Source organism: Acinetobacter sp. UBA6571 (assembly GCF_002434085.1).
GTDB classification, from domain to species: Bacteria; Pseudomonadota; Gammaproteobacteria; order Pseudomonadales; family Moraxellaceae; genus Acinetobacter; species Acinetobacter radioresistens.
This window is the reverse complement of the sequence record NZ_DJJJ01000067.1, coordinates 50590-75094: the sequence shown is the minus strand read 5'-3', so window position 1 is coordinate 75094 and position 24505 is coordinate 50590. Positions and strand designations below refer to the sequence as shown.

The following is a 24505-nucleotide window of genomic DNA, read 5'->3' as shown; positions in this document are numbered from 1 at the left end:
GGAAGATTTTAGTGAATTGGTGCACCAAAAACTGCACCAAAAATTTAAATACAGAAAATGGTGCAATTTAATTGGGAACGATAACTGAGCGTAAAGGTAAAAAGGGTACGAGTTTTCGTGCACAAGTTAGGGTCAAGCGTAAAGATGGCACGCATTTTAGCGAGTCTAGATCTTTTAGTACACGGGTTTTAGCAAAGCAATGGATCAGAAATCTTGAAGATGAAATTGAGATTAATCCTGATGCGATATTTAATCCTAAAAAAATTAGTGATCTGACTCTGAGTCAGGCATTTGAAAAATATTTAGCAGAAGTCGAGGGCTTTGGTCGTTCTAAAAGGATGGGAATACGTTTCCTAGCAAACTGGCCTATTGGTCAGGTGAAATTGAAGAATCTTAAACGGGAGCATTTTACAGAACATACTTTCTTACGCCGTAAAGGTTATCCTGAAATAGGAGCCAAAGCTATTGCAAGCAGTACTGCACTCCAAGATTTGCAATATATGAAAACAGTACTCTTATATGCCCATTTAGTTTGGCATGAAGAAGTTGATTTGGGAGAGTTAGAGCTAGCAATGATAGGGCTTAGAGGCTCTAAGATTATTACGAAGTCAAAGAAAAGAACTAGATTGTTAACAAGAGAAGAGCTTATTAATTTAACTGAGCATTTCTATAATCGTTGGCATTCGCGCAATATATCTATGCCACTACATTTAATCATGTGGTTATCTATTTATACTTGTAGACGAGAGGATGAAATTACACGATTAAAATTGGAAAATTTTGATCAGGTCCATCAGGAATGGCTACTGGAAGATGTCAAACATCCTACGGATAAAGAAGGCAATGATAAGTATTTTCGAATTGATCAATTGGCTAAAGGTGTTATTGAGCAATTATTAGATGAAAAAGTACGTCAGAGAATGTTAAGGTTAGGTGGTGAACCAAATTTATTGGTACCTCTCAATGCTAGGTCTTTTGCAAAAGATTGGCGAGATGGTGTGAAAATGTGTGGCATAAAGGATCTTCGGTTTCATGATTTGAGACATGAAGCATTAACACGTTTGGCAGAAGATGGTAAAAGTATCCATGAGATAAAGTGTTACTCATTGCATGAATCACTTTCTAGCCTAGAGCGGTATATAAACATTAAGCGTCGTAGACATGATCGAATTGAATTTGATGAAGTAATCGACATAGTTAAATCTAAAAAAATAAGAACCGCTATCTAGCGGTTCATATTCTCCCAATCTTTGGTACCTAAATTACTTTGTTTTGCTAGATATTTAGCTAAGTCAAAAATATTCACTAAATAAGGGGATTTTTGAGACTTTTCTGCTTTAAAAACAGGAAATGGCAACATTTGACAGGCAGCCTTCTTCTTGGCAGAGCTTAAGTTTAAATGGGGGAAAAAGTCTTTTAATACTGTCTCCAATAAAATTACTGGCGAATGTTTGTACTTTTCAAGAAGCATAAGCTGTATATCAGAGGTATTTCTCATAAAACGTGACATAGCACCATTTCAATAACTTGATGGCACATTACCAAAAAGATAAAAATCAAAATGAATTTGATAGAAATCTAAAAAAAATTGTTCAAAAAAATTAAATTTAGCGATTTTTTCCAATTTCAACACAAAATCAATCTTCAAAAATTAAAAAATTATAGGCTTCAAATCAGGAGGGACCTTTTAGTGTCTTGCATATAAATCTGGAGTGAAAAATGCCCAAAAAAAAGAAATCTAAGATTTCTAACGACGTTAAAAAATCTTTGAATTCTAACGCTGAAAAAAAGTTAAAAGCTAATAAGCCTCAGGAGACTAAGCTTATTCAATTTGAATCAGTGATTCCTTTTGAGGAAAAAGAAGTAAAAGTTAATGTGTTACAAAAAGAGATGATGCCTGCAACATTATCCAAATATGTATTTGATACTGCATATGGTGCAGATTGTATGCCTCCTGACTTTATTGCAACAAGCTTGCTTGTTGCATTAGGTACAGTAATTGGTGCAAAGCTAGAGATGCGCCCTAAACAAAATGCAACTTTTGGTGTAATTCCAAATATTTGGGGCGTAATTATCGCTGAACCCTCCCAAAAGAAATCTTTTGCAATCAATGCCGGTATGTATTTTTTAAAGCAAATCCAGGAACAAGAGTTTGAAAGGTATAAAAAGGAGTTAAAGGATAGTGATAACGAAGAAGTAACGCCACCAAGGTATTTATATTTAAATGATAGTACTCCTGAAGCTTTAGCGGAAAAGCAAAAAAATAACCCATATGGTTTAGCCATTGTAAGGGATGAATTGATGGGTCTTCTTGTGAGTTTGGAAAAGAATGATGGGGAAGGAAGAGCGTACTTTTTAGAAGGATGGAATGGGAACAGTTCATACACTTTCAGCAGAATTGGACGAGGGGATGGCTATATTAAAAATCATTGTCTCAGTGTCGTAGGTGCTATTCAGCCTGAAAAACTTAATACGTATATGAGAGAGAAAGCTACAGCATCAAAAAATGATGGATTTTTACAAAGGTTCCAAGTGATGGTTTATCCAGAACCTAGTATAGGAAAATTTACGGATATTGCTCCAGATATTGAAAATCGAAATGCGGTAAAAAATATATTTGAAAGACTTTATTTCCTGTCAGATGAGGATATAAGTGAGATTGCTACAGAAGTAGATCCTGAAACTAAAAGAGGAATTCTACGTTTTGATATTGAAGCTCAAGAGAAGTATATCGCTTGGTTTAATGCTATGAGCGAAAAGAAATCTAATGAACAAAACTCATTGTTAGTAGAGCATTTGGGTAAGTATGAAAAACTTTTATTAGCGATAGTTTTAATTTTCATTTGGTTAGGTTAATTGAGACAAAAGAAAAGAAATCAAAAACAATTACATCAGATGAGCTGAATTTAGGGCTGAAATGGCTAGTATATTTAGAATCTCATGCACGTAAAGTTTATGGGCTACTAGAATCAAATCCAAGAAATCAAGCTTATGAACTAGGTAGTAAATTGAAAATATTAGAGCCGAATGATTCTATGAGAACATCGGGTTTTACTGTAAGGGATATCGTAAGAAAAGAATGGAAAGGATTCAAAGAAAATCAGACTATAGTCTCATCTTTAGAATATCTAATTAGGCATAGATGGTTAGTAAAAGAAAATGTACCTAGTACTGATAAAGGTGGTAGACCTACTATTAAGTATTATATTAATCCAGAAATATATAATAAGTAATCAAGGTGAATAAAAACTGACATAACTGACATAACTAAGTTATGTCAGTTTTTTTATATGATTAAAATAATAAATAAGTGAAAAAACAGTAAAATTGAATTTTTTTATTTTTAAAATAATAATATTTGATATTTTTATTAAATGGAAAAGAAAAAGCAAGGATACACAAAAGCCCCCTTCGGAAGCTTTTATGAAACCTTGCTTGGGGAATTCCCCAAGACCCCTTTAAAAAACCAATTAATAAAATGGCATAAATAATTATGAATGAATATCAAAAATCAAGAAGACCTAAACGTGGTCATATAATTAAAGTCCGACTATTTGAATCAGAGTTAACAGAGATAAGAAAATCTAAAATTGCAGTAGCAAAGTTTTTAAGAGAATCTGCACTTGAAAAAATTGGAATAATTGAAGATCCAATTTATTTAAAAGTAGAAAGAGAAAAACTATATCAACTATCAAAAATAGGGACAAATATTAATCAGATCGCATATGCAGTCAATCAAGAAATGGCAGGAACAGGAACTTATAAAAAAGTGAAGCTATTACAGTTATTAATTTCAATAGATAATCAAATAAGGAGTATAAGTTTATGATTATTAAGTTTTTTAGGCATGGTAAAGGAAAGTCTGAAGGTTGTATAAATTATTTATTGGGTAAAGATAGGGAAAGGGAAAAAGCACAAGTAATGAGGGGAAGTGTAGCATTAACAAGTTCTATTATAGATAGTTCACCTTATATAAAAAAGTATACTAGTGGTTGCTTATCATTCTATGAAAAAAATATTGATAAAAAAGATAAGTTTAAGATTATGGATGATTTTGAAAAAATATTATTTCCAGGCTTAAATAGAGAGCAGTACAATATTTTATGGATAGAGCATACTGATAAAGATCGTTTAGAGTTAAATTTTGTTATACCCAATATTGAAATTACTACAGGGAAAAGACTTAATCCTTTTTATGCACCTACTGATTTAAAGCGAATAGATTTATATAAAAAATTTATAAATTTTAAGTACAATTTGCATGGTCCAGATTTAGCAATACCATTATTAAAGAAAATAAGAGAAAACACTCCTAAAAAGACTAGGGATGTTGTAGAGCTTATTGGTAGTTTGGTTGAGTTGGGGATTAAAAATGGGAATGTATATGATCGAAAATCATTAATAAATTATCTTACTGAAAATAATTTAAATGTGGTACGGCAAGTAAATAAATCAATATCTATAAAACATCCTGAATTTAAAAGAAATATAAGGTTAGAAGGCTTGATATATGAATCAGAATTTAAAACTACTAGACTCTTTGAAATTGGGCCTAATAAACGAACAGAAGAAAATAGAAAGTCAATACAACGATTCGATATCAACGATAGGGAAAGCCTTCGAAGAGAGGTTGAAAGAAAAGGAAAATGGCTACTTGAGCGCTATCAACAGAAGCCAAGAAAAATGTTTAAAGACACTGAAGAATTACGACAACATTTTGAAAAATCAAATGTTGGAAACTGGCAAATTTTTAATACAAATAGAAGAGGTCAACCACAGGTTAGGCGGTATCAAAATAAGGGAAAAGAAGCTGAAGTTTTACCTTTTTATGAGTTTCATCAGCTTTATGATTATTACACTAATAATAATTGGTTATTTTTCAATAAAAATGGAAGTGACCCAATTACAGAATATGAAAGAGTTAGTACAACAAGAGGAAAAAAATTTAATCGAGATCAGAAAGGCTTTAGAACTCAACAAGAGTCAATTTATGAAACGATATCAGGTTATGTGCAAGGAGATATAAATGATGACCGATTTAGAGAAACAATTATTAATAATTATAGAAGAACAACAGGAAACTATGAAAAATCAGCAAGAAGCTTTGTGGAAACAACAGCTTGCCTTGGAAAAACAAGTGAATATTTTGCAACAATATCAGAAAGATTTAAAGCAGACACAGAAAGATTTATATCTGAATCAAAAGCAAATTTCAGCAATCTACAGCGAAATCTTAACAAACTTTCAAGAGTTATCAGAACGCATATAACCTTAAAACAGAACAAACAATCCTTCAATGAAAAGGAAGTAGTCTTAAGTGATAAAGTAAATAAGATCCAATCACTTGGAAAAGAAGATTTTACCCATAAGTTAAGTTTTGAAATTTGAGGTGTTGTAATGGAAGTAGAAAGATTAAAAAAGTTTATTGAGCAGTTTGAAAAAGATATTCAGGCTAATAACTTGGAGGAATATATGCCAATGTTAGATTTATTGCCTATGAGGATTGATACTAAAGAAGAGGAGGAGAAATATATGAAAATATTAGAGGATTATTTAGATAGTCACTACTTTTAAAATAAAAAAATACATATTTTAAATATGTATTTTTTTTGAAATTTTATTTTTTAAGGTTTCTTCAAATAGTATTGTTTTATTAACATTGTTTTTTAAAATTAAATGAGCATATTTTCTAATATCTTTTTTTGAAATGTGATTTCTAAAATCAATAAAATCTGTTTCTTTTAGTTTTTTTAAAGAAATATAATTTGCTCCTGATCCTTCAATCATAAAATTATCTGAAGCGCCCAATAATATTGATAATCTAATGTTTAATAGGTGAATTAAATTGTCTTGGAGGTTTTTTGAGTTCGATGGTAGAACAATTATACAATCACTTACTACAAGTTCATTATTTCCTAAGTATATAGAAAAAGTACTATGACAATTTCTTCCTACTCTTTTGCATAATAAATCATATTTTTTAATTTTTTTCCCATTTTTATTTTCTAAAAATTTCTCATACTTATTACACAGTAAGGTGGAAAAATGAGTGGTATGCAATTGACAGTTATTTTTTTCAACATTACCTCTAAATAAATTGTCTTTATATATAAAGACTTTTGGAAAATAATTTAGTAGTGTTTGATATTTAGAAAAACTAATCAGATATTTTGGATTTAATGTTTCATATTTATGTTTTAAAATTAGATTAATATTGATAATACCCATGTTTGTATCAATATTATAATTTCCAATGGTTTTAATATTTTTTAAGGTGATAATATAAAAGTGGCTTTCAATTTTAGTGAAAGTTTTTTTTGGTAAGATATCAATAGATATGAGAGTAAAGTTATTGATCAAATATTCTCTTATTTTTTTTGTTTTAGTTCCATTTATAATTGAGCTTGGTAAAATAAAAATACCATATCCCTTATTATTAATAAGATTTAAACATTTCGATAGAAATTTTTCTTCAATACTTAAGCCTGATACTGACTTATTATTAAATGGAGGGTTACATAAGATAAGATCAAATTTTTCACTTAATTCAATATCTAAGAAGTCTCCTTCATATTTTATAAAATTACTATCTCTAAAGTTTTTTAATTTTTCTGAGTCGATATCAATAATAGTAAGGCTATCAAAATTGTTTTCTAAAGACGTAAGAAGAGCTCCATCTCCTACACATGGATCTAGAACTCTATCAAAATATTTGCCTTTAGTTTTAGCTGATATAAATTGGTCAACAATGTCTAAAGGGGTAGGGTGAAAAAAGTGCATGAACTATAAGAAAGACTCAATTAGGTGGATTTTCTGAGCTCCAGATGATCTTCCCTCGACTTTATTAGGGTAATCATAAAGTATATATGTGTCCGGATTATGGCAAAGAAATTGAATTGCAGCTAGCCCCATAATTTTAGTTCCTAACGGAATTAAGAATAAATTTTCTACCCTGTTTTTGTCTTTAAGTTCCTGTAAGAGCCTATATGTACCAATTAGGTTATTAGCTCCGCAATATTTAATATAGTCATGTGAGTTTTCATTTTTTTCTAGCAAAATATGTGCTTGAGTAGAAAATGGTATATGTTCCCAACTATATACAAAGCTTGGTACACCAAATATAAATTGATACTTTTGTAAATTATAGTCTAACTTTTCAAAAGCATTAGATACTCTATGACCTTCATACCCCATCAAAAATACAAAAAAATTATGTTCATCTGATTCAATAGGTTTTGTGAGTTCGGGTATCGCTGCTTCTTCAAACCCTAAAGTACTATCTGATAAATTAGGATTAAAATCATCTTCAGAAAATGTACGAATTACATCGTAATCTTCTGGTTCAATATAGAAAATATCTAATGTATTGCTGACATAAGTTTTAAGGTATTTACATAGGCATGCTAATACAGCTACATCAAACGTGGTTGCATCAATAATTACTTTCTTAGAAAAGAATTCTGAAAAAAATTGATCTAAATCATGCGTATAGAATTTTTTCTCTTCTGTAGTATCTTTATTAATGATAATGAATTCAAATTCTGTTGAATCATATGCTACTTCATATTTAAGAGTAGAAGATTTACTTAATATTTGATGTGCAAGATCGTCTCTAGCATCAAAGGTCTTTCCTAAAAGGCAAATATCCCAATTCTTGGTAAGAGCTGTTTCTATCTGATTAGGAGCATAACAAGTTATGTTCATTTGAATAAATCATCTTGATACATGGTAATTGATTCAGGTTCAGGTTTAACTTTCACCTTTTCTACGGGGTTTAATTGTGTTTCTAAATCTTTGATAAAGTTCATGAACTCATCTTGATTGCTGTCAAATAACATATTGATATTTGAAGAAGAAAGCTTAATCTTTCTTTTTTTTCTATAGCTTATATAGAAATGAGGAGAGAATATGGGATTTAGAACATAGTCAAAGAAAGGAATAAAGTTATTTGCATCCTTTTCTTTAGTGGCTTTAGTTTGGTAAACAATACCCCACTTTACAGCATCATTAATTTTATTTTGTAATTCGGATCCAATATTAATTGGATCGGAGATAGTAAAGTGATTTATTTCTGGCTCACTTTGAGAGTTCCTATCATGATAGACACTAAAGATTGTTCCTAGTCGAAGGCATAGACTTTTTAAAGGAGTTCTAACAGGTTTCATGCTGTCTAATTCTTTAAAGAATAATTCACTCGTTTCAAGAGCTGCTTGATGTTGAATATTTTTAGGGATACTTAGATCATTTTCATTCGTACTAAAAGTATTTGAGAATGTTGATCTACATAATTCTAAGAAATATCTAATGTTTCCGTTAGCTAATTTTGTAAATGCAGTCAAACCTGCATAAAAAGTAGATTTATGTTTTTGAACTTTAGTAATCCTGATATAGCTACCAATGAAATTATTAGCCGTCCATTCTTTTCCTTGTTCAAAATCATTATCCTGCTGTAGTTGAACCCTAATCAGCTCTTCAAATATCTGGTCTGGTGTAAGTCGATTCCTATAAAGAATTGAGGAGCAAACGATCAGTTCTTTTCTTAAACCTGTATCAATGAAATCTTTAGTAGTGAGATTGGTTGTTTTTCCCTTTAACGCCTGATCAATTTCATTTAATAGTTTTTTGTAAAATTGAGATTCAGAAAAAACTTCATTAGCTAAGTCTTCCTGGGAACTACTTGGAAGAATTTCTCTTGCACTTTGCAAGATAGAGTTTTGATATTCATCTCTGCTTCTAAGAGTTAAGTTATCAGTCTCATTAAGCTTTATATTTGAAAATAATTTTTTATACTTTTCATGTTTTTTAGATAACCTTGATAACAATATTTCTGATGCAAAAACTTCAAAATTTTGCATCATCAAATTATCTAAATTTATTGCAATAAAATCGTGTTGTAGATTTAAGTTTTCATTACTTCCGATAATCTCAATAAATGGTGCACCATTACACTTAATGGCGATGTTATAATTAATAGGTGGTTCTGAATGCTTCATACGAGCATTGATAATTTTTTGTTGATACTCGAGAAGATTTTCATATTCATCGATAAAGATATGAAATATGGTTGTGTATTGAGTATAACTATTAATTTCTTCAATTAGATCTTTAATAAGCTGATATGAAAATATTTCAATATCATCTAATTTCTTAGGATTTAGAACATTTTTTTCACAAAAACCTTTTAGTTTTTTTAGCTCTTTTAGAGTATTGTCGATAGTATCAGGAGGAATATTATAGTTTTCTAGACATTCAATTTTTATAGAACTAACAGATTCTTTGATTTGATTGTCAATATTAGAGTTTTTGATACTAATAAGTGAAGATAGAACCTCGATTAAAATAATTAAGTTTAAGTAATGTTCAAAAATGTCAGACCAAATAGCTTCATCGAAACCTCTTTTTTGCAGGAGTCTCATAAATTGAGTATCTGCTTTTAAATAAATTCCAATATTCTGTAAAGTATCATTTGGAACAGAATCTCGATTTGGGGAAAATTGAGAATAGTGAGATAGATATCTCAATATCATAGTTTTTCCACTTCCTCGACCACCTTCTAATTTTATTGGTTGAAGTGAGTAGAATTCATTTAAATTAAAATTATAGGGAACTACGAAGTCTGACCAAACATCTAATCCAATGTGCTCAGTCCTGTTATTCGACAAAAGATTTGCTATTTCAATACTCATATTTTATCTCTGAAATAAGGCATGATAATTGGCATTAGAACTCCAAAATATTGGTAATGTCCCATTAGGTGTACCATGTGAGAAGACATGGGTTAATTCTAAATTTCCATAACCAAAAGGTTCTCTGTTTCTTACTTGATGATTATGAAGGAACTCTAGATAAGTCTGTTTTAAGGATTCAACATATTCATCTAAAGGCATATCTAAGTAGGTGCCAAGTTTTTCATATCGAGTTGAAAATCCAGTAAAAAATTTATTTGATTCTTTAATTGTTTCTGAGACAAAAACTTTTACTAATCCTTGAGTTTCTTTTTCGATATGGTCTATACCACTTTGTGTGCCAGAAAAAGCTATGTAACAGAACATAGATTTTGTCTTATCTATAGTTCCATTTTCAATTAAGTTATTGAAGAAATTTAAAAATTGAGTGCCAGTACCAATAAAATCATCGAAAAAAATAGTATAGCTTAGATCCTCATTTCTGAGTTTTTCTTGATCCCAAGGCCAACACATGTATTTATGATTGATTGTGTGCTTATTTAAAATGCGTGCAATAAGGGGGCCACTTTTAGTAGGAGGATCTTCTGTCTTTATGACAGGTACTAATCTAATTTTATTTATTCTATTATCAGGATATTTTAAAGTGAGTATATCGAACAAAGATCTAGACTCAGAATTTGCGCCTAAATCTTCTTCCCAATTTATTACCTGAGAAAGTTGAGTATCAAATAATTGATGAATTAATCCAGTAATTTGATTTTGTGAGCGAAACACTAAAGAGTCTAGTAGAAAAGAAAGTAATTCAAGTTCCTGTGGAGTTCTAAATTCACCACACCATCTTTCTAGATCTTGAACACTGATGCCCCGCCAAAAGCCAGCTTGAATAAGCTTTTTTACCCTTGTTTTAGTTCTTATATGAAAAGTGTCATGTGAAAACATAATTTAGTAAGTGATTCAATTTTTTAATATATTACAGTGAATTTCATTCTTTTAAGAGACTCTAACTAGATAAAAGCATATTAAATTTTTGCACCAAATTTGCACCATTAAAAAAATAATAAATATAAGTTATTGTATTTTATTATAATTATCTATATGTATTTCTAGTCCATCATCGGCGCAACCGAAATACGAGGCTGAGGTGACTGAAGAATTTGCATATCCGGACCTGAAGCTAACAGAAAAACGAAGAGGCGTATTATACGGGGTTTAGATCTGATACAACAGGGTAAGCTTTTAACTGTAGGGCCAAATCACGAGGTATAAAATAAAATTAACCTCTGGTCACAATAAGTATTTGAAGTAACCTCAGCTTTAGCGCTATTTTAAAAATATAGACAAGATAAAATAATCATAAGTGGGGTAGGCAATGTTAGTGCTAGAAGAGGTTTTCAGAGCAAAAAAAGCCGAATATCCTGAGCATTTTAATTTGCGGATGCAGCGTAGCATCAGCTGGTTGAAGCAATCGATTGATCTCGATGAAAATCTCGAGCTAAAGATACTTAGCCTGTGGATTAGCTTACAGGCCCTATATGTGACTTCAAAAATAAACCAAATTTCACATCAAGAAGAACTCTGCCTATTTTTAAAATCACTCTTGCAATATGATGTAGAAGGGAAACTTGAGCGAACTTTATGGGGAAGGCTTTATTCAGCTATACAGACTTACCTGATGAGTCAATATAGCCGGCAGTCCTACTGGCAATATCGTCATGGCCAGCTAACACAGCCAGAATGGCAGATGCAAGATTTACAGGAGCAGCAAAACTGTGAACAGATATTCAGACATAAAGACACTGCTGCATTACTAGAAATAGTATTTGCAAGATTAATAACGCTACATACTCAAATTCTGCAAGGTGGCATCACCTGCAAAAGCCAGTTACAGGCTGAGCTGAATGAGCTGGCTTCCCGTATCCTGACTACATTGCTTCCTGTGTTAATTTTAATCATGCTGGAACATGGAGAATGTTTTAGCCATAGCCAGCAGCCTTTTTATCCTCAAGTTGCTGTTTGCTAGTTTCTAGGTGATCAAAATTTTTTAAGCCTGCTGCGGCTCATGCTTGATCAACTGGTCAATCAGGGCAAATACTGTTGCAGCTAGAGCCAAAGAGAAACCAGCGAGACAGGTCATCAGCCATCCCCCATGATGCCAAGCATAAATCCCTAATGCAGAACCGCCCGCAGCTCCAATAAAATACATGGTCATGTAAATGGCATTTAAACGGGATTTGGCATCTGGGCGTAGCCGGAAGACAATATTCTGGTTGCAGCTATGCACTATTGCCAAACCTAGATGGATTATACCGAAGCCGGTGATATAACTTATTAAGCTATACTGGGTAAAATAAAATGCAATCCAGCTGATACCTAATAGCCCGCAACCGATCCAGGTAAGAATCCGGGTATAACCTTTATCTGCCTGTTTACCAATCCACTGGGTGGATAAGGCACCAAATATCCCCATAAGAGGTATCAAGCCAATCATAAAGTCAGGTAGCTGGAATGCAGGCCCTGAAAGTAATACTGCAATTGTTGAAAAAAGTGTACTGACCGAAGCGAATGCGCACCCACCGACGAGTGAGCGTAAGACCAGACGTTTTTCTTCTTTAATCAGGCTGGCCATTGAACTAAAGATTTGCAGATAGCCCATCTTGAAACGCATGACATAAGGCAGCCGACTTTTTAGCAGGTAAGCCAGGCATAACATCATGACCGCGCTAGCCAAATAAATAATGTTCCATTCAAATAGATTGGATAATACGCCTGCCAGACTGGTTGAAAGAAGTATCCCAATTAACAGGCCACTCATTAAAAAACCAACAACCTCTCCGGTCTTTTCCGGTTGAACCGCCATGGTAGCCAGTGGAATAAGCACCTGAGCAGCAACTGAAAACAGACCTGCTATAACAGTGCCAACCCAGAGCATAGGCAGGTTGATAGCAAAACCACAAAGAAGCAGACCAATAGCAGCAAAAAACATGAGTAAAGGAATAAATCTGCTTTTATTGAGAATATCCCCTAAAGGTACAATAAACAGCAAGCCTAGCGCATAAGAGACCTGAGCAAAAGTAACAGTTAAAGCTGCTTGGGCCTCAGTTACGGCAAAATATTGCTGAATAGAATGTACCAGTGGCTGACAATAATAATTTACTCCTGCACATAGCCCACATGCGATTGCCATTAGCCAGAGCAGTGGTCTGTTCTGGCTAATATCCTGAGAGTTATCCATTTTACTTTTCCGGAATTAAAAAATGGCCAAATCTGGCGGTTACTTTTCTGAAACTGTATTTGCTATAGAGATGCAGGGCAGCTCCAGCTTACATCAAGTTGCTGCTATTCTACTTTGATACGCAGTTATTTAAGATTCTTCATGCACTCTTTTAGCACATTATGAAAATAACTATTATAGACAAGCAGAATATCTAACTTCCATAAAAGTAAAATTCAATGCTGCAGCTTTCGCTTACTTAATGTAATTATCATTACACCAACAATATTTAAGATACATCCTAGCCACTGCCAGCCATTCAGGTATTCGTCTAAAAATACTACGGCCAGAAGCAGTGTCAAAATTGGTCCAATAGAGGCAATCATGGCTGATTGCGCTGCACCCAATCGCTCTATACTCTGCATGAGTAAAATAGTAGGCAATACTGTCACCAGAATTCCTAGTGCAATACCGTACCAGATCACAGAGGCAGGTAACTGTGTAATCAGTACTAAAGGTTGGGGGGTAGCAAGAAAATAATGTATTAAAGTACCACTACAAGCCACACTCAGGGCTAGGCCTGTAAAATTCCAGGAACCAAATTTATGGATTAGGTGCGGTGTAAGCAAAAGGTAAGCTGAAAAGGCCACAGCACTGGCAAAAACCAGTCCTGCACCTAACCATAAAGAGTTTTCAGGACCAGACTGATGTTCCTGTAACATCACTAAAACTGTACCACTATAGCTGAGTAAAATTGCAAAAAGCATTTTTGGAGCGAGCTTTTGCCGGTAAATCAGACTAGAAGCCAGTACCGTTAGAGTTGGATATAAAAACAGGATAATCCTTTCCAATGAGGCACTGATAAACATTAATCCTAAGAAATCAAGCCAGCTGGCAAGGTAATAGCCAAGTATGCCCGCCAACACCAGTAATAACCATTCTCGCGGTCTGATATCCTGATTACGGTGACGATTCAGCCAGCAAATAACAAGAAAAAAGGGCAAGGCACTCGCCATTCTCAGCGCCATCAATAGCGTAGCGTCAACCAGTGGAGAAAGAGCATAAGTCTGCTTGATAAAAATTGCTTTGGTACTAAATAGAAAAGCAGAGCAAATGGCAAACAGGGAGCCAAGCTGTATCCGGGTAATGGAGAATTTCATTTTATAGTCTTGTTTAATCACGTTGCCTGATACAGCCAGAGCGGCAAACGTATCGATACTTGAATTATAAAGTTTTACCGTGGTGAGAGAAAATATAAAAAAGTCATTAATCCTTAAAGCTTGGGGAATAAGTCAATTTGTTAAGATCATTTATTAGAGAAAGTTTTGCTTGATCAGAACACAGCAGAATAATCACTATATAGAAATTTAACTTATACAGTCTTAACTCTTGTTGTATTTATGCCCAAAAATAGTGCAATTTAAATCAAAAAATAGAAATAGATCAGCTGTTCATCATCAGATAAAATGATGAAAAAACTTTTTCTGTAAATTTCTATATTTTTTTCAAACTATGATAAAGCTCTAGATTTAACAAAATATCTATCACTACTAAGTGTAGCTAACCAGTTTAATATGCTTTATCCATGATTCACTTTTTTGCCTAGAACTTTAAAGAACACTGCTATTTTCTTATTTTAATGAACTCACTATTCTGTCAGAAAAGCAAAATATGCCTTCATATAGAATTAAATTAAGTACAGGTTGCCGGAAAATAAAGTCGGCAAGTGGCGTGATGAATGTTTAAAAGTGTTCCATTCATTGTCAGAAATGCCATTCAATGTTGCTATAGAAAATTATAAAAAATATATAACAAGGAAATTAAAAGAAAGAACGGAGAAAAAATAAACAGAATGAATAAAAAATATTCATTTAATGTATAAATAATAATTATATTTTATGGTTGGATTTTTTATATTTATGAATCATCAGTTCAAAATATAGGTATTTATTAAATAAATATTGGGTAGTATTTTAAAACGGTTCAATTAGAATCCAGAAATTCAACAAGAATACATCCTGGGGGAAACATCGTTTTTGGCGATGTTTACTTAAGAAAAATTAGCTTGAGGAACGCTCATGCAGATCGGAATCCCAACCGAAACTGTTATCGGTGAAAATCGTGTGGCTGCTACGCCAGAGACAGTAAAAAAGTTGATCAATGCTGGTCATAGTGTCGTTATTGAACGTGGAGCAGGGGTTAAAGCTGCTTATATAGATAGCGCTTATGAACAGGTTGGTGCAACCATAACCGATGATGCCTATCAGAATAGCCAGATTATTTTAAAAGTTCGGGCACCTAAAGGGGAGGAGATTCAGAAACTTTCTCCTCATACAACGGTTGTGGCAATGTTTGATCCATATCGTAATACTGAGCTTGATCAGTTTGCATCACAACAGGTTTCTGCATTTGCCCTTGAGTTGTTGCCCCGTACTTTGTCTCGTGCACAAAATATGGATGTACTGTCTTCACAGGCCAACTTGGCCGGTTACAAATCGGTATTGCTGGCGGCCAATGAATATCAACGTATGTTCCCAATGCTGATGACCGCGGCTGGTACTGTAAAGCCCGCCCGTGTAGTAGTCATGGGAGTGGGTGTTGCAGGCCTGCAGGCAATTGCAACAGCGAAGCGCCTGGGTGCAGTAGTTGAAGCAACTGACCTGCGTCCAACTGCAAAAGATCAGGTTGAGTCTTTGGGTGGCAAATGGCTGGATGTACCCATGTCTGCAGAAGAGCAGCAACGTGCTGCGGAAGCTGCAAAAAATGGTTACGGCTGGATGCCTGGTGAACAATATATTAAAGATCAGGCCGCTATTGTTGATAAAGCTGTTTCCAATGCCGATATTGTAATTACTACGGCACTGCTACCTGGCCGCGATGCGCCGCGTCTTATTAAAGCTGAAACTGTGGCCAAGATGAAACCGGGCTCAGTCATTCTGGATATGGCAGTTGAGTCAGGCGGTAATGTAGAAGGCTCTAAATGTGGTGAGACAGTCACGACCAGTAATGGTGTAAAAATTCTGGGTGTGCCGAATATTCCTGCCACTGTGGCGACAGAAGCTTCAGCATTGTATGCCCGTAATGTATTCAATTTTGTCGAAACCCTGTTTGATCAAGAAAAAAACTTTACGGTTAACCTGGAAGACGAAATTCAAAAAGCCCTGCTGGTCACTCACAATGGCCAAGTCCTGCTTAAACGTGGTTAAGGAGACTGCTCATGGTTGAAACTATTACAATTTTTGTCCTAGCCATCTTTGTGGGTTATTACGTGGTATGGGGCGTTACTCCGGCATTACATACACCGTTGATGGCAGTAACCAATGCACTTTCCTCAATTATTATTGTGGGTGCCATGATTCAGACAGTAGGTATGCCTGTGTTTGGTGTAGATGCAAATGTAGCGTTCCAGAGCATCAATGTAGTGAGTGTACTTGGTGCAATCGCAGTCTTTCTGGCCAGTATTAATATTTTTGGCGGTTTCGCTGTAACGGCACGCATGCTTGAAATGTTTAAGCCAAAGCAAAAGAAAAAAGAGGGCTAATAAATGGAATTTATTCGAGCAAATGCGGATTGGTTCTACCTGATTGGTGCCATTCTTTTTATTCTGACCTTACGCGGTTTATCAGGCCCTAAAACAGCGATTGCTGGTAACCGTTATGGCATGATTGCTATGGCGATTGCGGTAATCACTACATTCTTTGTTGCAGATCATCCAGTCATCTGGATGATTGTAGGAGCAATGGTACTGGGCGGGTTAATTGGTATTGCCCGGGCACGTACTGTACCGATGACTCAGATGCCGGAAACTGTAGCTTTAATGCATTCTCTGGTGGGTCTGGCAGCAGTTCTGATTGCGATAGCAGCCATTCTGCATAATAACCAGCTCAGCGCATTGTTTTTACAAAATGAAGCGGCCCTGACTGCTGCTGGAGTTGAACATGCCCATATGAACAAGGTTCACCTGTTTGAACTGTTTGTGGGTTGTTTTGTAGGTGCAATTACCTTTACAGCCTCAGTATTTGCTTACGGTAAACTGGCTGCAAAGAAATGGGCTAAAACGATCTCTGGTGGCTGGGTAAAACCAGTACAGGCGATTATCTTTATTGCCATGTTAGCATGCGGTTTTTACTTCTTTACAACAGGAAACATGCAGGCATTCTGGGCAATGACTATCTTGGCACTGGTCTTTGGCTGGGTATGGATTGCACCGGTTGGCGGTGGTGATATGCCGGTAGTGGTTTCGTTACTTAACTCTTTTTCTGGCTGGGCGGCTGCGGGTATTGGTTTTACCCTGGAAAATAATATGCTGATAGTGGCAGGTTCACTGGTGGGTTCATCAGGTGCTATTTTATCTTATATCATGTGTAAAGCCATGAATCGCTCTATCATTAATGTACTGTTTGGTGGCGCAATGGGCGGTACTGCGGTCGCAGGAAGTGCAGCCGCAGGTGAGCAGGTGCAGCGTAACCACCGTTCAGGTTCAGCTGATGATGCTGGCTTCCTGATGTCAAATGCAGACAGTGTAGTAATTGTGCCAGGTTATGGAATGGCGCAAGGCCGTGCGCAAAATGCGGTCAAGGAATTAGCCAATCTGTTAAAAGAGCAGGGTGTTACTGTACGGTTTGCAATTCATCCGGTTGCAGGCCGCATGCCGGGGCATATGAACGTTTTACTTGCTGAAGCTGATGTACCTTATGAAGATATTCTGGAAATGGATGAGATTAACTCAGATTTCCCAGCAACTGACGTGGTACTGGTAATTGGTGCAAATGATGTGGTCAATCCGGCTGCTAAAGATGATCCAAACTCGCCAATCTATGGTATGCCAATTCTTGAAGCGCATAAGGCACGTACTATCATGGTAATCAAACGTTCAATGGCAACTGGTTATGCTGGACTCGATAATGACCTGTTCTACAACGAAAAAACTATGATGATTTTCGGTGATGCGAAGAAAGTGGTCGAGGATATGACCAAAGCAATTAATGGCACGGGTCACTAATTTCTAAAAAATAATGAAAGCCATCTTAGGGTGGCTTTTTTTATAATCTTATTTAATGTAGGCAAACAAAATTTATTCTAAACTACTATATAGTATTCAATTTAGCTTTCCTCATCTGTTTTATGGTATTTATTAAAAATTAAAGAAATCATTTATAACCCTTTCTATTATTTATATTGAATCTACTGTCTTATAGACTGGCAGGGTTAAGCCTGCAGGTTTAATTTAAATTGCTATTTCTTTTATAAAAAATATATTAAAGAAAATAATTGATCTGTTTTACGCCTTATATCTTCTATCTTTAATCCGTATACCTTACTTAATAGGAGTAGTAATGCATAGTATATTTGCTCGAAATAAATACTTTTAAAATGGTGGGCAATATGCTGCCTCACCTTTTCATATTGAATGCGGGAGAATAGGGAGTTTTAAATATTGCTATTCAGGAGGATTTAACCGGTTTGAAATTTTATGCATTATTCGACTTAAACTGGTCAAAAAAAACAGATCATATCCAAAAAATAAGTGGCATATCGGTTTTTTAACAGCTTTATATAATGAATTATTAAAAAGGTATTAAATATAAAAAAGCGACCGAAGAGGTCGCTTTTTCAGGGAGTTTTACGCTACAGATTCGGGTGCATTACGCCATAAGCTTTCTAGATCGTAGAACTTACGTGCAGTAGGTAGCATCACATGTACCACTACATATCCTAAATCAATCAGGATCCATTCTGCATCACGTTCACCTTCAATACCTATAGGACGGAAACCGGCTTTACGTGCTTCATCAGCAACATTATCAGCCAAAGCTTTTACATGACGTGTTGATGTACCACTTGCGATTACAATTGCATCAGCAACATTACTGATTGAACTGACATCAAGTTCAATAATATCTTTAGCTTTTACATCGGTTAAAGCATTGTGCACAACTTTTAAGCATTCCTGCACACTCTGGCTTTGAGAATTCATGGCGAGATCGTAAGAATTAGACACGCTGGGCGATGGTTCTAAATTCATAAAAAACATATTTTCCAGACTATTATTCAGTATCTAATATAGCGCTTTTATGAACAGATTTCAAATTATCGCGCGTAACATTTTATGTATTAAATCTGATCAGGAAAATATTTATTTTTCCAGTGAAAAGAAGCGTTTGAGTGAGCTCTTGGTTTATACTCTGCGGCAATAAATCCTGAATATTTACTTTGCTTTAACCAAGTGAAAATCTCTGAATAAGAAATCTGGGCCGTATCAGGCTCATGTCGTCCCGGGCAGTCAGCAAACTGGATATGTCCAATTGAAGCAATATTTTCTTGCAAGGATGCCAACACATCTTCACCCATCATTGCCATATGGTAGCAATCATATTGCATTTTTAAGGCTGGATGGTTGACTGCTTCAAGCATTTCCTGAGCCTGTGCTATGTTTTGTACCAAGAAGCGTGGCATGTCTGTGGCATTGATCATCTCAAAAACTGGCTGAATTCCCTGCTCTGTCGCAAGGTGACAGGCCAGTTTCAAGTTGTGTGCCAAGGTGTTTAGACAAGGCAGTAAATCTGCATCTTCGGGCTGTTTGCCGGCCAGTATATTTATACTGGGTACTTTAAGTGCTATAGCATAATCAATGGCCTGTTCAAGAGCACGATGAAAGGCAATTTCCTGCCCCGGGACTCCTGCTAGGCCATTACCGCCTTGCATCAGGTCGCCAGCCGGTACATTGATCAGACATAGACCCAATTTGTATTTGTGCAGCTGTCTGGCAATCTGTTCTATTTCGAGCTCATAAGGAAACTGGATTTCGACATGCTGGAAGCCATGCGCATGAGCAAGTGCAAAACGCTCAATGAGTGGCACTTCAGTAAAGATCATAGACAGATTGACTGCAAGCTTGCTCATATTTTCATTCCTTGAACAATTAAGATTTGACCTGCTGAATCACGGTAGCCAGGTCTTTTTTCGCAAAACCATTTTGCTGGTGTGAAGTTAACTGTGTTAAGGCCTGCTTTGCTACAGGTATATCAAGTTTGAACTGTTCTGCCAGCTTAACTGCATTTCCTAGATCTTTTGATAAAGTCTGCACTTTCCATTGTACCGGTTCAAATACATGAGTAGCCATACGCGGAGCAAGAATCTGAAACGGTTTTGAGTCGGCAAAACCACCTGCAAGTGCAGGAGCTAATAGCCGGGTATCAACACCAGCCTGTTCTGCTAGTGCAACTGCTTCGGCAATTAATGTACTGTTGGCCGCAACAATGAGCTGGTTGCAGATTTTGGTCGCCTGACCTGTGCCTGTTTCTCCCATACGAGTCACACGTTGTGACAAAACATTGTAGACTAAGGTGAGGTCCTGAATTTTTTCAGCATTTCCACCAGCGAAAATCACTAGTGTTCCCTGTTCGGCTCCTGCTGTACCCCCTGATACGGGAGAGTCAATCCAGTTGACATGTTGCCGTCGGGCTGCCTGTGCCAGTTCCAGGGTTTTATCTACTGATAGACTGGAAAAATCTACAATGGTCTGGCCGGGTTTTAAATAGGGCTGGATCTGGTTGAAAACTTGCTGGACAGCCTGATCATCTGCCAGACAAGTCAGAATAATTTTATAACGTCCCAGTTGCTCCAGATCTAATGCTTTTGCACCTGTGTCAAGCAGGGGGGCGCAAGCAGAAGCTGTCCGGTTCCAGACTGCGACCTGAAAGCCGGCATGAATCAGGCGTGCAGCCATGCGGCTTCCCATCAGTCCCATGCCTAAAAATGCTATTGGAGTGTCACGGTTAAAACTCATCAGTCTCGCTCTCTATTATTTGTATTGACGCGGCAGATATTCAATTTCAGGACGTTTATCTTTTTGACGGGCAAGACGTGTGTTTTTTGCTAGTAATAACTTGAATTGCCAGATTTTTTCTAGCCGTAATGACTGTTTTGGCTGATGTTGCATTGCTTCCAGAACCCGTTTTGCAGCCAGTAAAGCATCAGGTGAGCGTTGCAGCATTTCTTGTGCCAAAGCTTGAGCCCGTACTAGAGGCTGTTCATCCAAATGAGTTACTAAACCAATTTCTTTGGCATATTGAGCTTTGAAAATCCGTGCGGTCAGTGTTAATTCCTTAGCCAGATCTATACCCACCAGACCTTTTAAAGAACGTGACAGACCCATATCAGGAACTAGGCCCCAGCGACTTTCCATGATCGACATCTTTGTTTCAGGGTGGGCAATGCGAATATCGGCAGCCAGTGCAAGCTGCATTCCAGCACCAAAACAGAAACCTTCGAGGGCTGCAATTACCGGAACTGGCAGATTTTGCCAGACCAGAAAAGCTTTCTGGAAAAGGCTTTGACCGGGTTTGAGCAGCTCCCAAACAGCATAGGCCCGGTTTTTAGGATTATTGAGGTCACCCAGGTCAATACCGGCACTAAATACATTGGCCTCACCCGTTAAAATAACACAGCGGATGGAACGATCTTTTTCTATAGTTTTGGCCGTACTGACCAGTTCGCGTAACAAAGCAAAACTCATTGCATTACGTTTTTCTGGCCGGTTCAGATAGACTATCGCTATCCCATTATTTTTTTCTATACGCAGTAGTGCCATTTTTCTAACTCTTATTTTCTCTCTTGAGGCTGAGCATACCATCGCATGACCTCAGATGCATGACAGCCGAGTCACGCAAATGAGCGGTGTCTCTCATTTAAGTCAATTTATTTACTTTAAGAAGCATCCAGAATGTGCCGGGCAGCAGTCTCAACTTCATGAATGATTGCTGTTAGTTCATCAAAACGGTTTAAGGTTTCCTGAATAAAAGCCTCATCTGCCTTACGGCGTTCTTTGCGCAAGGTGGAGACAAACTGTTCAAAACTTCCGCTGGTCTCCTGTAATTTGGGCGTACCTACATAACGGGTGGCGCCATATAAGCGGTGCAATACATGTTCAAGCTGGGGAAAATCTTCCAGCTCAATCAATTGCTGCATTTCAGCCAGTTCAGCTGGAAAACTGTCCACTAGCATCTTAAGCAGATCATGAGCCAGGTCTTCCTTGTTCGCTGCCAGCTGCAGGCTCTGTTGCCAGTCCAGAACTTCAGGGTCTAGAGCATCAAGTAAAATACCGCTTTCAATTGCGGGAGGCTGATTGAACTGATTATTGGTCCACTGCGTCAGGATATGAATCAGCTGATCAATCTGAATGGGTTTGGTGACATAGTCATCCATCCCCACTTTCAGCAGTTTATTTTTTTCATCGGCTAAAGCATGAGCAGTCAGTGCGATAATCGGTAGATGAACTTCTCCCTCTAGCGTTGACTCCAGTGAGCGGATAGCCCGGGTGGTGTCAATTCCCGACATTACCGGCATCTGGATATCCATAAAGATCAGGTCAAATAGTTTTTCTTTGCGCTCAATCTGATGATGCAGGATATCTAGTGCTTCCTGCCCACTGAGCGCTTTGGTAGTTGTAACGTTAAGCTCACCTAGTAATGCCTCAAGTACAATCAGATTTGGCAAGTGATCATCGACAGCCAATATATGCAAGCCACGGCCATTAAAACTTTCAAGGCTATCCTGTTCAAATACTGGCTGGTTGCTGAGTAGCTGAATTAATGCGGTACGGCTAAGAGGCTGATACAGAGGACGTGCACGATATTCAGTAAGAATATTCGGCTCAAGCACCATCTGGTATCCATAAACAGCAAGATGTCCCGAATAGCGGCTACGAATTTCTTTTAGTAATGCTTCACTGTCACCACTATGGTCTACAATGAGCCAGGTATTCTCACTCTGGTCTTTTAGCTGGTTCAGGCGGCTGAACAGATCCAGGATTGACTGTGTCTCAGTATGCTTAACCTGATAATTTTCCAGATAATGACGCAATACGTTAGCAGTAGCTGGATGGGCCAAGAAGGATAAAACATGAATATGTTCGAAATTCGGATGTTGCTGTTCATGCTCATCTTCTACGCCAAACATGGCGGTAAACCAGAATGTTGAGCCCTTTTCTGTAGGTGCACGCTCCTGATTATCTTCAAATCCGATTTGTCCCTGCATCAGGTGTACTAACTGTTTAGAGATTGCTAGCCCTAGACCTGTTCCTCCAAACTGGCGTGTCACCGAAGTATCACCCTGTGAGAAAGACTCAAACAGTTTTTTGCGATCAGTACCGCTCAGACCAATGCCGCTATCCTGCACACTGAAATGTAAGAGACATTGTTCCATACCATCTTGTTCCATCCGCGCCCGGACAATAATCTCACCATCTGGGGTGAATTTGATTGCATTGGAAATCAAATTGGTCAGAATCTGCTTGAAGCGCAGTACATCACCTACAATATATTGCGGAACATCATCACCATAATAAAATGCCATATCGATCTGTTTTTGTGCGGCAAGGGGTGACAGCATATCCATTACATCAAAAATAGCTTCCTCAAGGTCAAATGGTGCAGTTTCAAGCTCAAGCTTACCGGCATCAATTTTAGAAAAATCCAGTACATCGTTAATCAGGGCCAGCAGGTGAGCAGAAGATTTACGGATAGTCTGCAAATACAGGTTCTGCTCATTGCTAAGATTATCCTGCCTTAGCATCAAGTGAATAAAACCGTCAATACTGTTTAGCGGGGTACGTAATTCATGCGAGATATTGGCTAGAAATACTGACTTGGCCTGATTTGCAGAAATTGCCTGATCGCGTGCCTGGCGATAAGTAATATTCTGAACCTCTAAGGTGTCCAATGTCCGGCGCAGGTCATCTTCAGTCTGTTCGGTATGCTCTTTTAGCTCCAGAAAGCTAAAATGTAGGCGTTTCACTACATTGGCAATATCGCGCTGTAAGAGTCTCAGCTCGCCAGTACTGTTAATAATAATGTGCTGGTCTAAAGTATCGACATTTAACCGCTGTAGCTGCATGCGAATTTCATACATCGGCGCAATCCAGCGCCGTGAATAGAAATTCAGGCACAGTAACAGCAATAATAAGGTTAAAAGCCCGGTAGCGATCAACACTATCATGACCCGGTAACGCGCAATTTCCAATGGCTGGTTGTCCATTTCAATAACCAGCCAAGCTTTATTGGCTGGATCAGAAGATATCTGCAAGCCATAAAGATGATTATGATGATAGGAAACAGGTCCAAAAAAGATAGAGTTTTGTGGAGGCTTTATTTGGGATGGCTCGCTTTGGAACCCTATATCTAAATAGCTTTTACCATTTTTATCAATAATCATGGCACCTTGCAGGTGCTGCTCAATAAACATGTACTGTAGAATGTTACGTGCTTGAGTGTAACGGTCGGGGTTTTGACTAAGCAAATAAAATAACTGCTGGGCTACATGCTCATAGCGAGTCAGAATTGCAGTGGCTGTATGGCGCTGCTGGGCCTTAGCCGCATTCGAAGTTTCAGTTAAAACCAGTGCCGCGCCAACGCATGCAAGAACCATAATGGGGACAAAAATCAAGGCAATAAGCTGCCCATAGGCATGATTTAAATGTAGGCGCTTAGATAGTTTCTTATTCAGATTCGACATGGCTTGAGCTGTTCATTCCCCATGCAGGCATATTAGCATGCTTTATATAAAACTGGCCGTGCATTAAGCGGTTTTAAGAAAAGCACGTTAAATG

The 24505-nt window shown here is 36.8% G+C and carries 22 protein-coding genes; 10 read left to right on the top strand and 12 right to left on the bottom strand.

The window, feature by feature from the left end; genetic code table 11:
- Positions 1-71: 71 nt before the first annotated feature.
- Positions 72-1229: a tyrosine-type recombinase/integrase gene (locus B3X18_RS14960; RefSeq protein ID WP_017400766.1), complete on the top strand. Its 1158-nt coding sequence runs from the start codon at positions 72-74 to the stop codon at positions 1227-1229.
- Here B3X18_RS14960 and B3X18_RS14955 read toward each other — a convergent pair.
- Complete coding sequence (locus B3X18_RS14955; protein WP_017400767.1) at positions 1226-1510, bottom strand: pyocin activator PrtN family protein; 285 nt, start codon at positions 1508-1510, stop codon at positions 1226-1228. The two genes, B3X18_RS14960 and B3X18_RS14955, sit on opposite strands and share 4 nt — an antisense overlap.
- Before the next feature lie 209 nt (positions 1511-1719).
- Here B3X18_RS14955 and B3X18_RS14950 point away from each other — a divergent pair, with 209 nt between their 5' ends.
- The 5 genes from B3X18_RS14950 (at position 1720) to B3X18_RS14930 (ending at position 5574) form a co-directional block, all read left to right on the top strand.
- Positions 1720-2856 carry a DUF3987 domain-containing protein gene (locus tag B3X18_RS14950; RefSeq protein WP_026056630.1) on the top strand — a complete coding sequence of 379 codons (1137 nt, stop codon included), beginning with the start codon at positions 1720-1722 and terminating at the stop codon, positions 2854-2856.
- The gene (locus B3X18_RS14945; RefSeq protein WP_026056631.1) at positions 2844-3233 is read left to right on the top strand and encodes a hypothetical protein; all 390 of its coding nucleotides are present in this window, start codon (positions 2844-2846) and stop codon (positions 3231-3233) included. The genes B3X18_RS14950 and B3X18_RS14945 overlap by 13 nt, the downstream gene beginning before the upstream one ends.
- Before the next feature lie 260 nt (positions 3234-3493).
- Positions 3494-3829: a plasmid mobilization relaxosome protein MobC gene (mobC, locus tag B3X18_RS14940; RefSeq protein WP_017400768.1), complete on the top strand. Its 336-nt coding sequence runs from the start codon at positions 3494-3496 to the stop codon at positions 3827-3829.
- Positions 3826-5388, top strand: a complete 1563-nt coding sequence (locus tag B3X18_RS14935; protein ID WP_017400769.1) for a relaxase/mobilization nuclease domain-containing protein — start codon at positions 3826-3828, stop codon at positions 5386-5388. Before mobC ends, B3X18_RS14935 begins: the two co-directional genes overlap by 4 nt.
- 9 nt (positions 5389-5397) lie before the next feature.
- The gene (locus B3X18_RS14930) at positions 5398-5574 is read left to right on the top strand and encodes a hypothetical protein (protein WP_017400770.1); all 177 of its coding nucleotides are present in this window, start codon (positions 5398-5400) and stop codon (positions 5572-5574) included.
- A gap of 18 nt (positions 5575-5592) precedes the next feature.
- On the opposite strand, the gene B3X18_RS14925 is transcribed toward B3X18_RS14930, so the two are convergent.
- From B3X18_RS14925 to B3X18_RS14910, 4 genes are read right to left on the bottom strand one after another with little or no spacing between them, the layout of a single operon-like run.
- The gene (locus tag B3X18_RS14925; RefSeq protein ID WP_034675164.1) at positions 5593-6780 is read right to left on the bottom strand and encodes an Eco57I restriction-modification methylase domain-containing protein; all 1188 of its coding nucleotides are present in this window, start codon (positions 6778-6780) and stop codon (positions 5593-5595) included.
- 3 nt (positions 6781-6783) lie between these two features.
- On the bottom strand, positions 6784-7704 hold the full coding sequence (locus tag B3X18_RS14920) for a hypothetical protein (protein ID WP_017400772.1): 921 nt from the start codon (positions 7702-7704) through the stop codon (positions 6784-6786).
- Positions 7701-9686, bottom strand: a complete 1986-nt coding sequence (locus B3X18_RS14915; RefSeq protein WP_017400773.1) for a hypothetical protein — start codon at positions 9684-9686, stop codon at positions 7701-7703. The genes B3X18_RS14920 and B3X18_RS14915 overlap by 4 nt, the downstream gene beginning before the upstream one ends.
- 3 nt (positions 9687-9689) lie before the next feature.
- A complete protein-coding gene (locus tag B3X18_RS14910; protein WP_017400774.1) occupies positions 9690-10625 on the bottom strand; it encodes a phosphoribosyltransferase-like protein in 936 nt (311 codons plus the stop codon).
- Between the two features lie 430 nt (positions 10626-11055).
- Between B3X18_RS14910 and B3X18_RS14905 the strand changes: the two genes are divergently transcribed.
- Positions 11056-11706: a HEPN domain-containing protein gene (locus tag B3X18_RS14905; protein WP_005023461.1), complete on the top strand. Its 651-nt coding sequence runs from the start codon at positions 11056-11058 to the stop codon at positions 11704-11706.
- Positions 11707-11727: 21 nt separating this feature from the next.
- On the opposite strand, the gene B3X18_RS14900 is transcribed toward B3X18_RS14905, so the two are convergent.
- Positions 11728-12918, bottom strand: coding sequence for an MFS transporter (locus B3X18_RS14900; protein WP_005023463.1), 1191 nt, complete (start codon positions 12916-12918; stop codon positions 11728-11730).
- 215 nt (positions 12919-13133) lie between these two features.
- The gene (locus B3X18_RS14895; RefSeq protein WP_005023465.1) at positions 13134-14057 is read right to left on the bottom strand and encodes a DMT family transporter; all 924 of its coding nucleotides are present in this window, start codon (positions 14055-14057) and stop codon (positions 13134-13136) included.
- 918 nt (positions 14058-14975) lie between these two features.
- Between B3X18_RS14895 and B3X18_RS14890 the strand changes: the two genes are divergently transcribed.
- From B3X18_RS14890 to B3X18_RS14880, 3 genes are read left to right on the top strand one after another with little or no spacing between them, the layout of a single operon-like run.
- Positions 14976-16103 carry a Re/Si-specific NAD(P)(+) transhydrogenase subunit alpha gene (locus tag B3X18_RS14890; RefSeq protein ID WP_005023468.1) on the top strand — a complete coding sequence of 376 codons (1128 nt, stop codon included), beginning with the start codon at positions 14976-14978 and terminating at the stop codon, positions 16101-16103.
- An 11-nt stretch (positions 16104-16114) separates the two neighbouring features.
- On the top strand, positions 16115-16438 hold the full coding sequence (locus B3X18_RS14885; RefSeq protein ID WP_005016254.1) for a proton-translocating transhydrogenase family protein: 324 nt from the start codon (positions 16115-16117) through the stop codon (positions 16436-16438).
- A 3-nt stretch (positions 16439-16441) separates the two neighbouring features.
- Positions 16442-17899: an NAD(P)(+) transhydrogenase (Re/Si-specific) subunit beta gene (locus B3X18_RS14880; RefSeq protein ID WP_005023470.1), complete on the top strand. Its 1458-nt coding sequence runs from the start codon at positions 16442-16444 to the stop codon at positions 17897-17899.
- A gap of 621 nt (positions 17900-18520) precedes the next feature.
- On the opposite strand, the gene rsfS is transcribed toward B3X18_RS14880, so the two are convergent.
- The 5 genes from rsfS to B3X18_RS14855 all read right to left on the bottom strand — a co-directional run bounded on the left by rsfS (position 18521) and on the right by B3X18_RS14855 (position 24411).
- Complete coding sequence (gene rsfS / locus B3X18_RS14875) at positions 18521-18922, bottom strand: ribosome silencing factor (protein ID WP_005016239.1); 402 nt, start codon at positions 18920-18922, stop codon at positions 18521-18523.
- 89 nt (positions 18923-19011) lie between these two features.
- A complete protein-coding gene (locus tag B3X18_RS14870; RefSeq protein WP_005023472.1) occupies positions 19012-19800 on the bottom strand; it encodes a hydroxypyruvate isomerase family protein in 789 nt (262 codons plus the stop codon).
- Between the two features lie 19 nt (positions 19801-19819).
- On the bottom strand, positions 19820-20686 hold the full coding sequence (locus B3X18_RS14865) for an NAD(P)-dependent oxidoreductase (protein WP_005023474.1): 867 nt from the start codon (positions 20684-20686) through the stop codon (positions 19820-19822).
- Positions 20687-20701: 15 nt separating this feature from the next.
- Positions 20702-21490, bottom strand: a complete 789-nt coding sequence (locus tag B3X18_RS14860) for a crotonase/enoyl-CoA hydratase family protein (RefSeq protein WP_005023477.1) — start codon at positions 21488-21490, stop codon at positions 20702-20704.
- Between the two features lie 116 nt (positions 21491-21606).
- Complete coding sequence (locus B3X18_RS14855) at positions 21607-24411, bottom strand: GacS-like sensor histidine kinase (RefSeq protein WP_005023479.1); 2805 nt, start codon at positions 24409-24411, stop codon at positions 21607-21609.
- Positions 24412-24505: the final 94 nt, after the last annotated feature.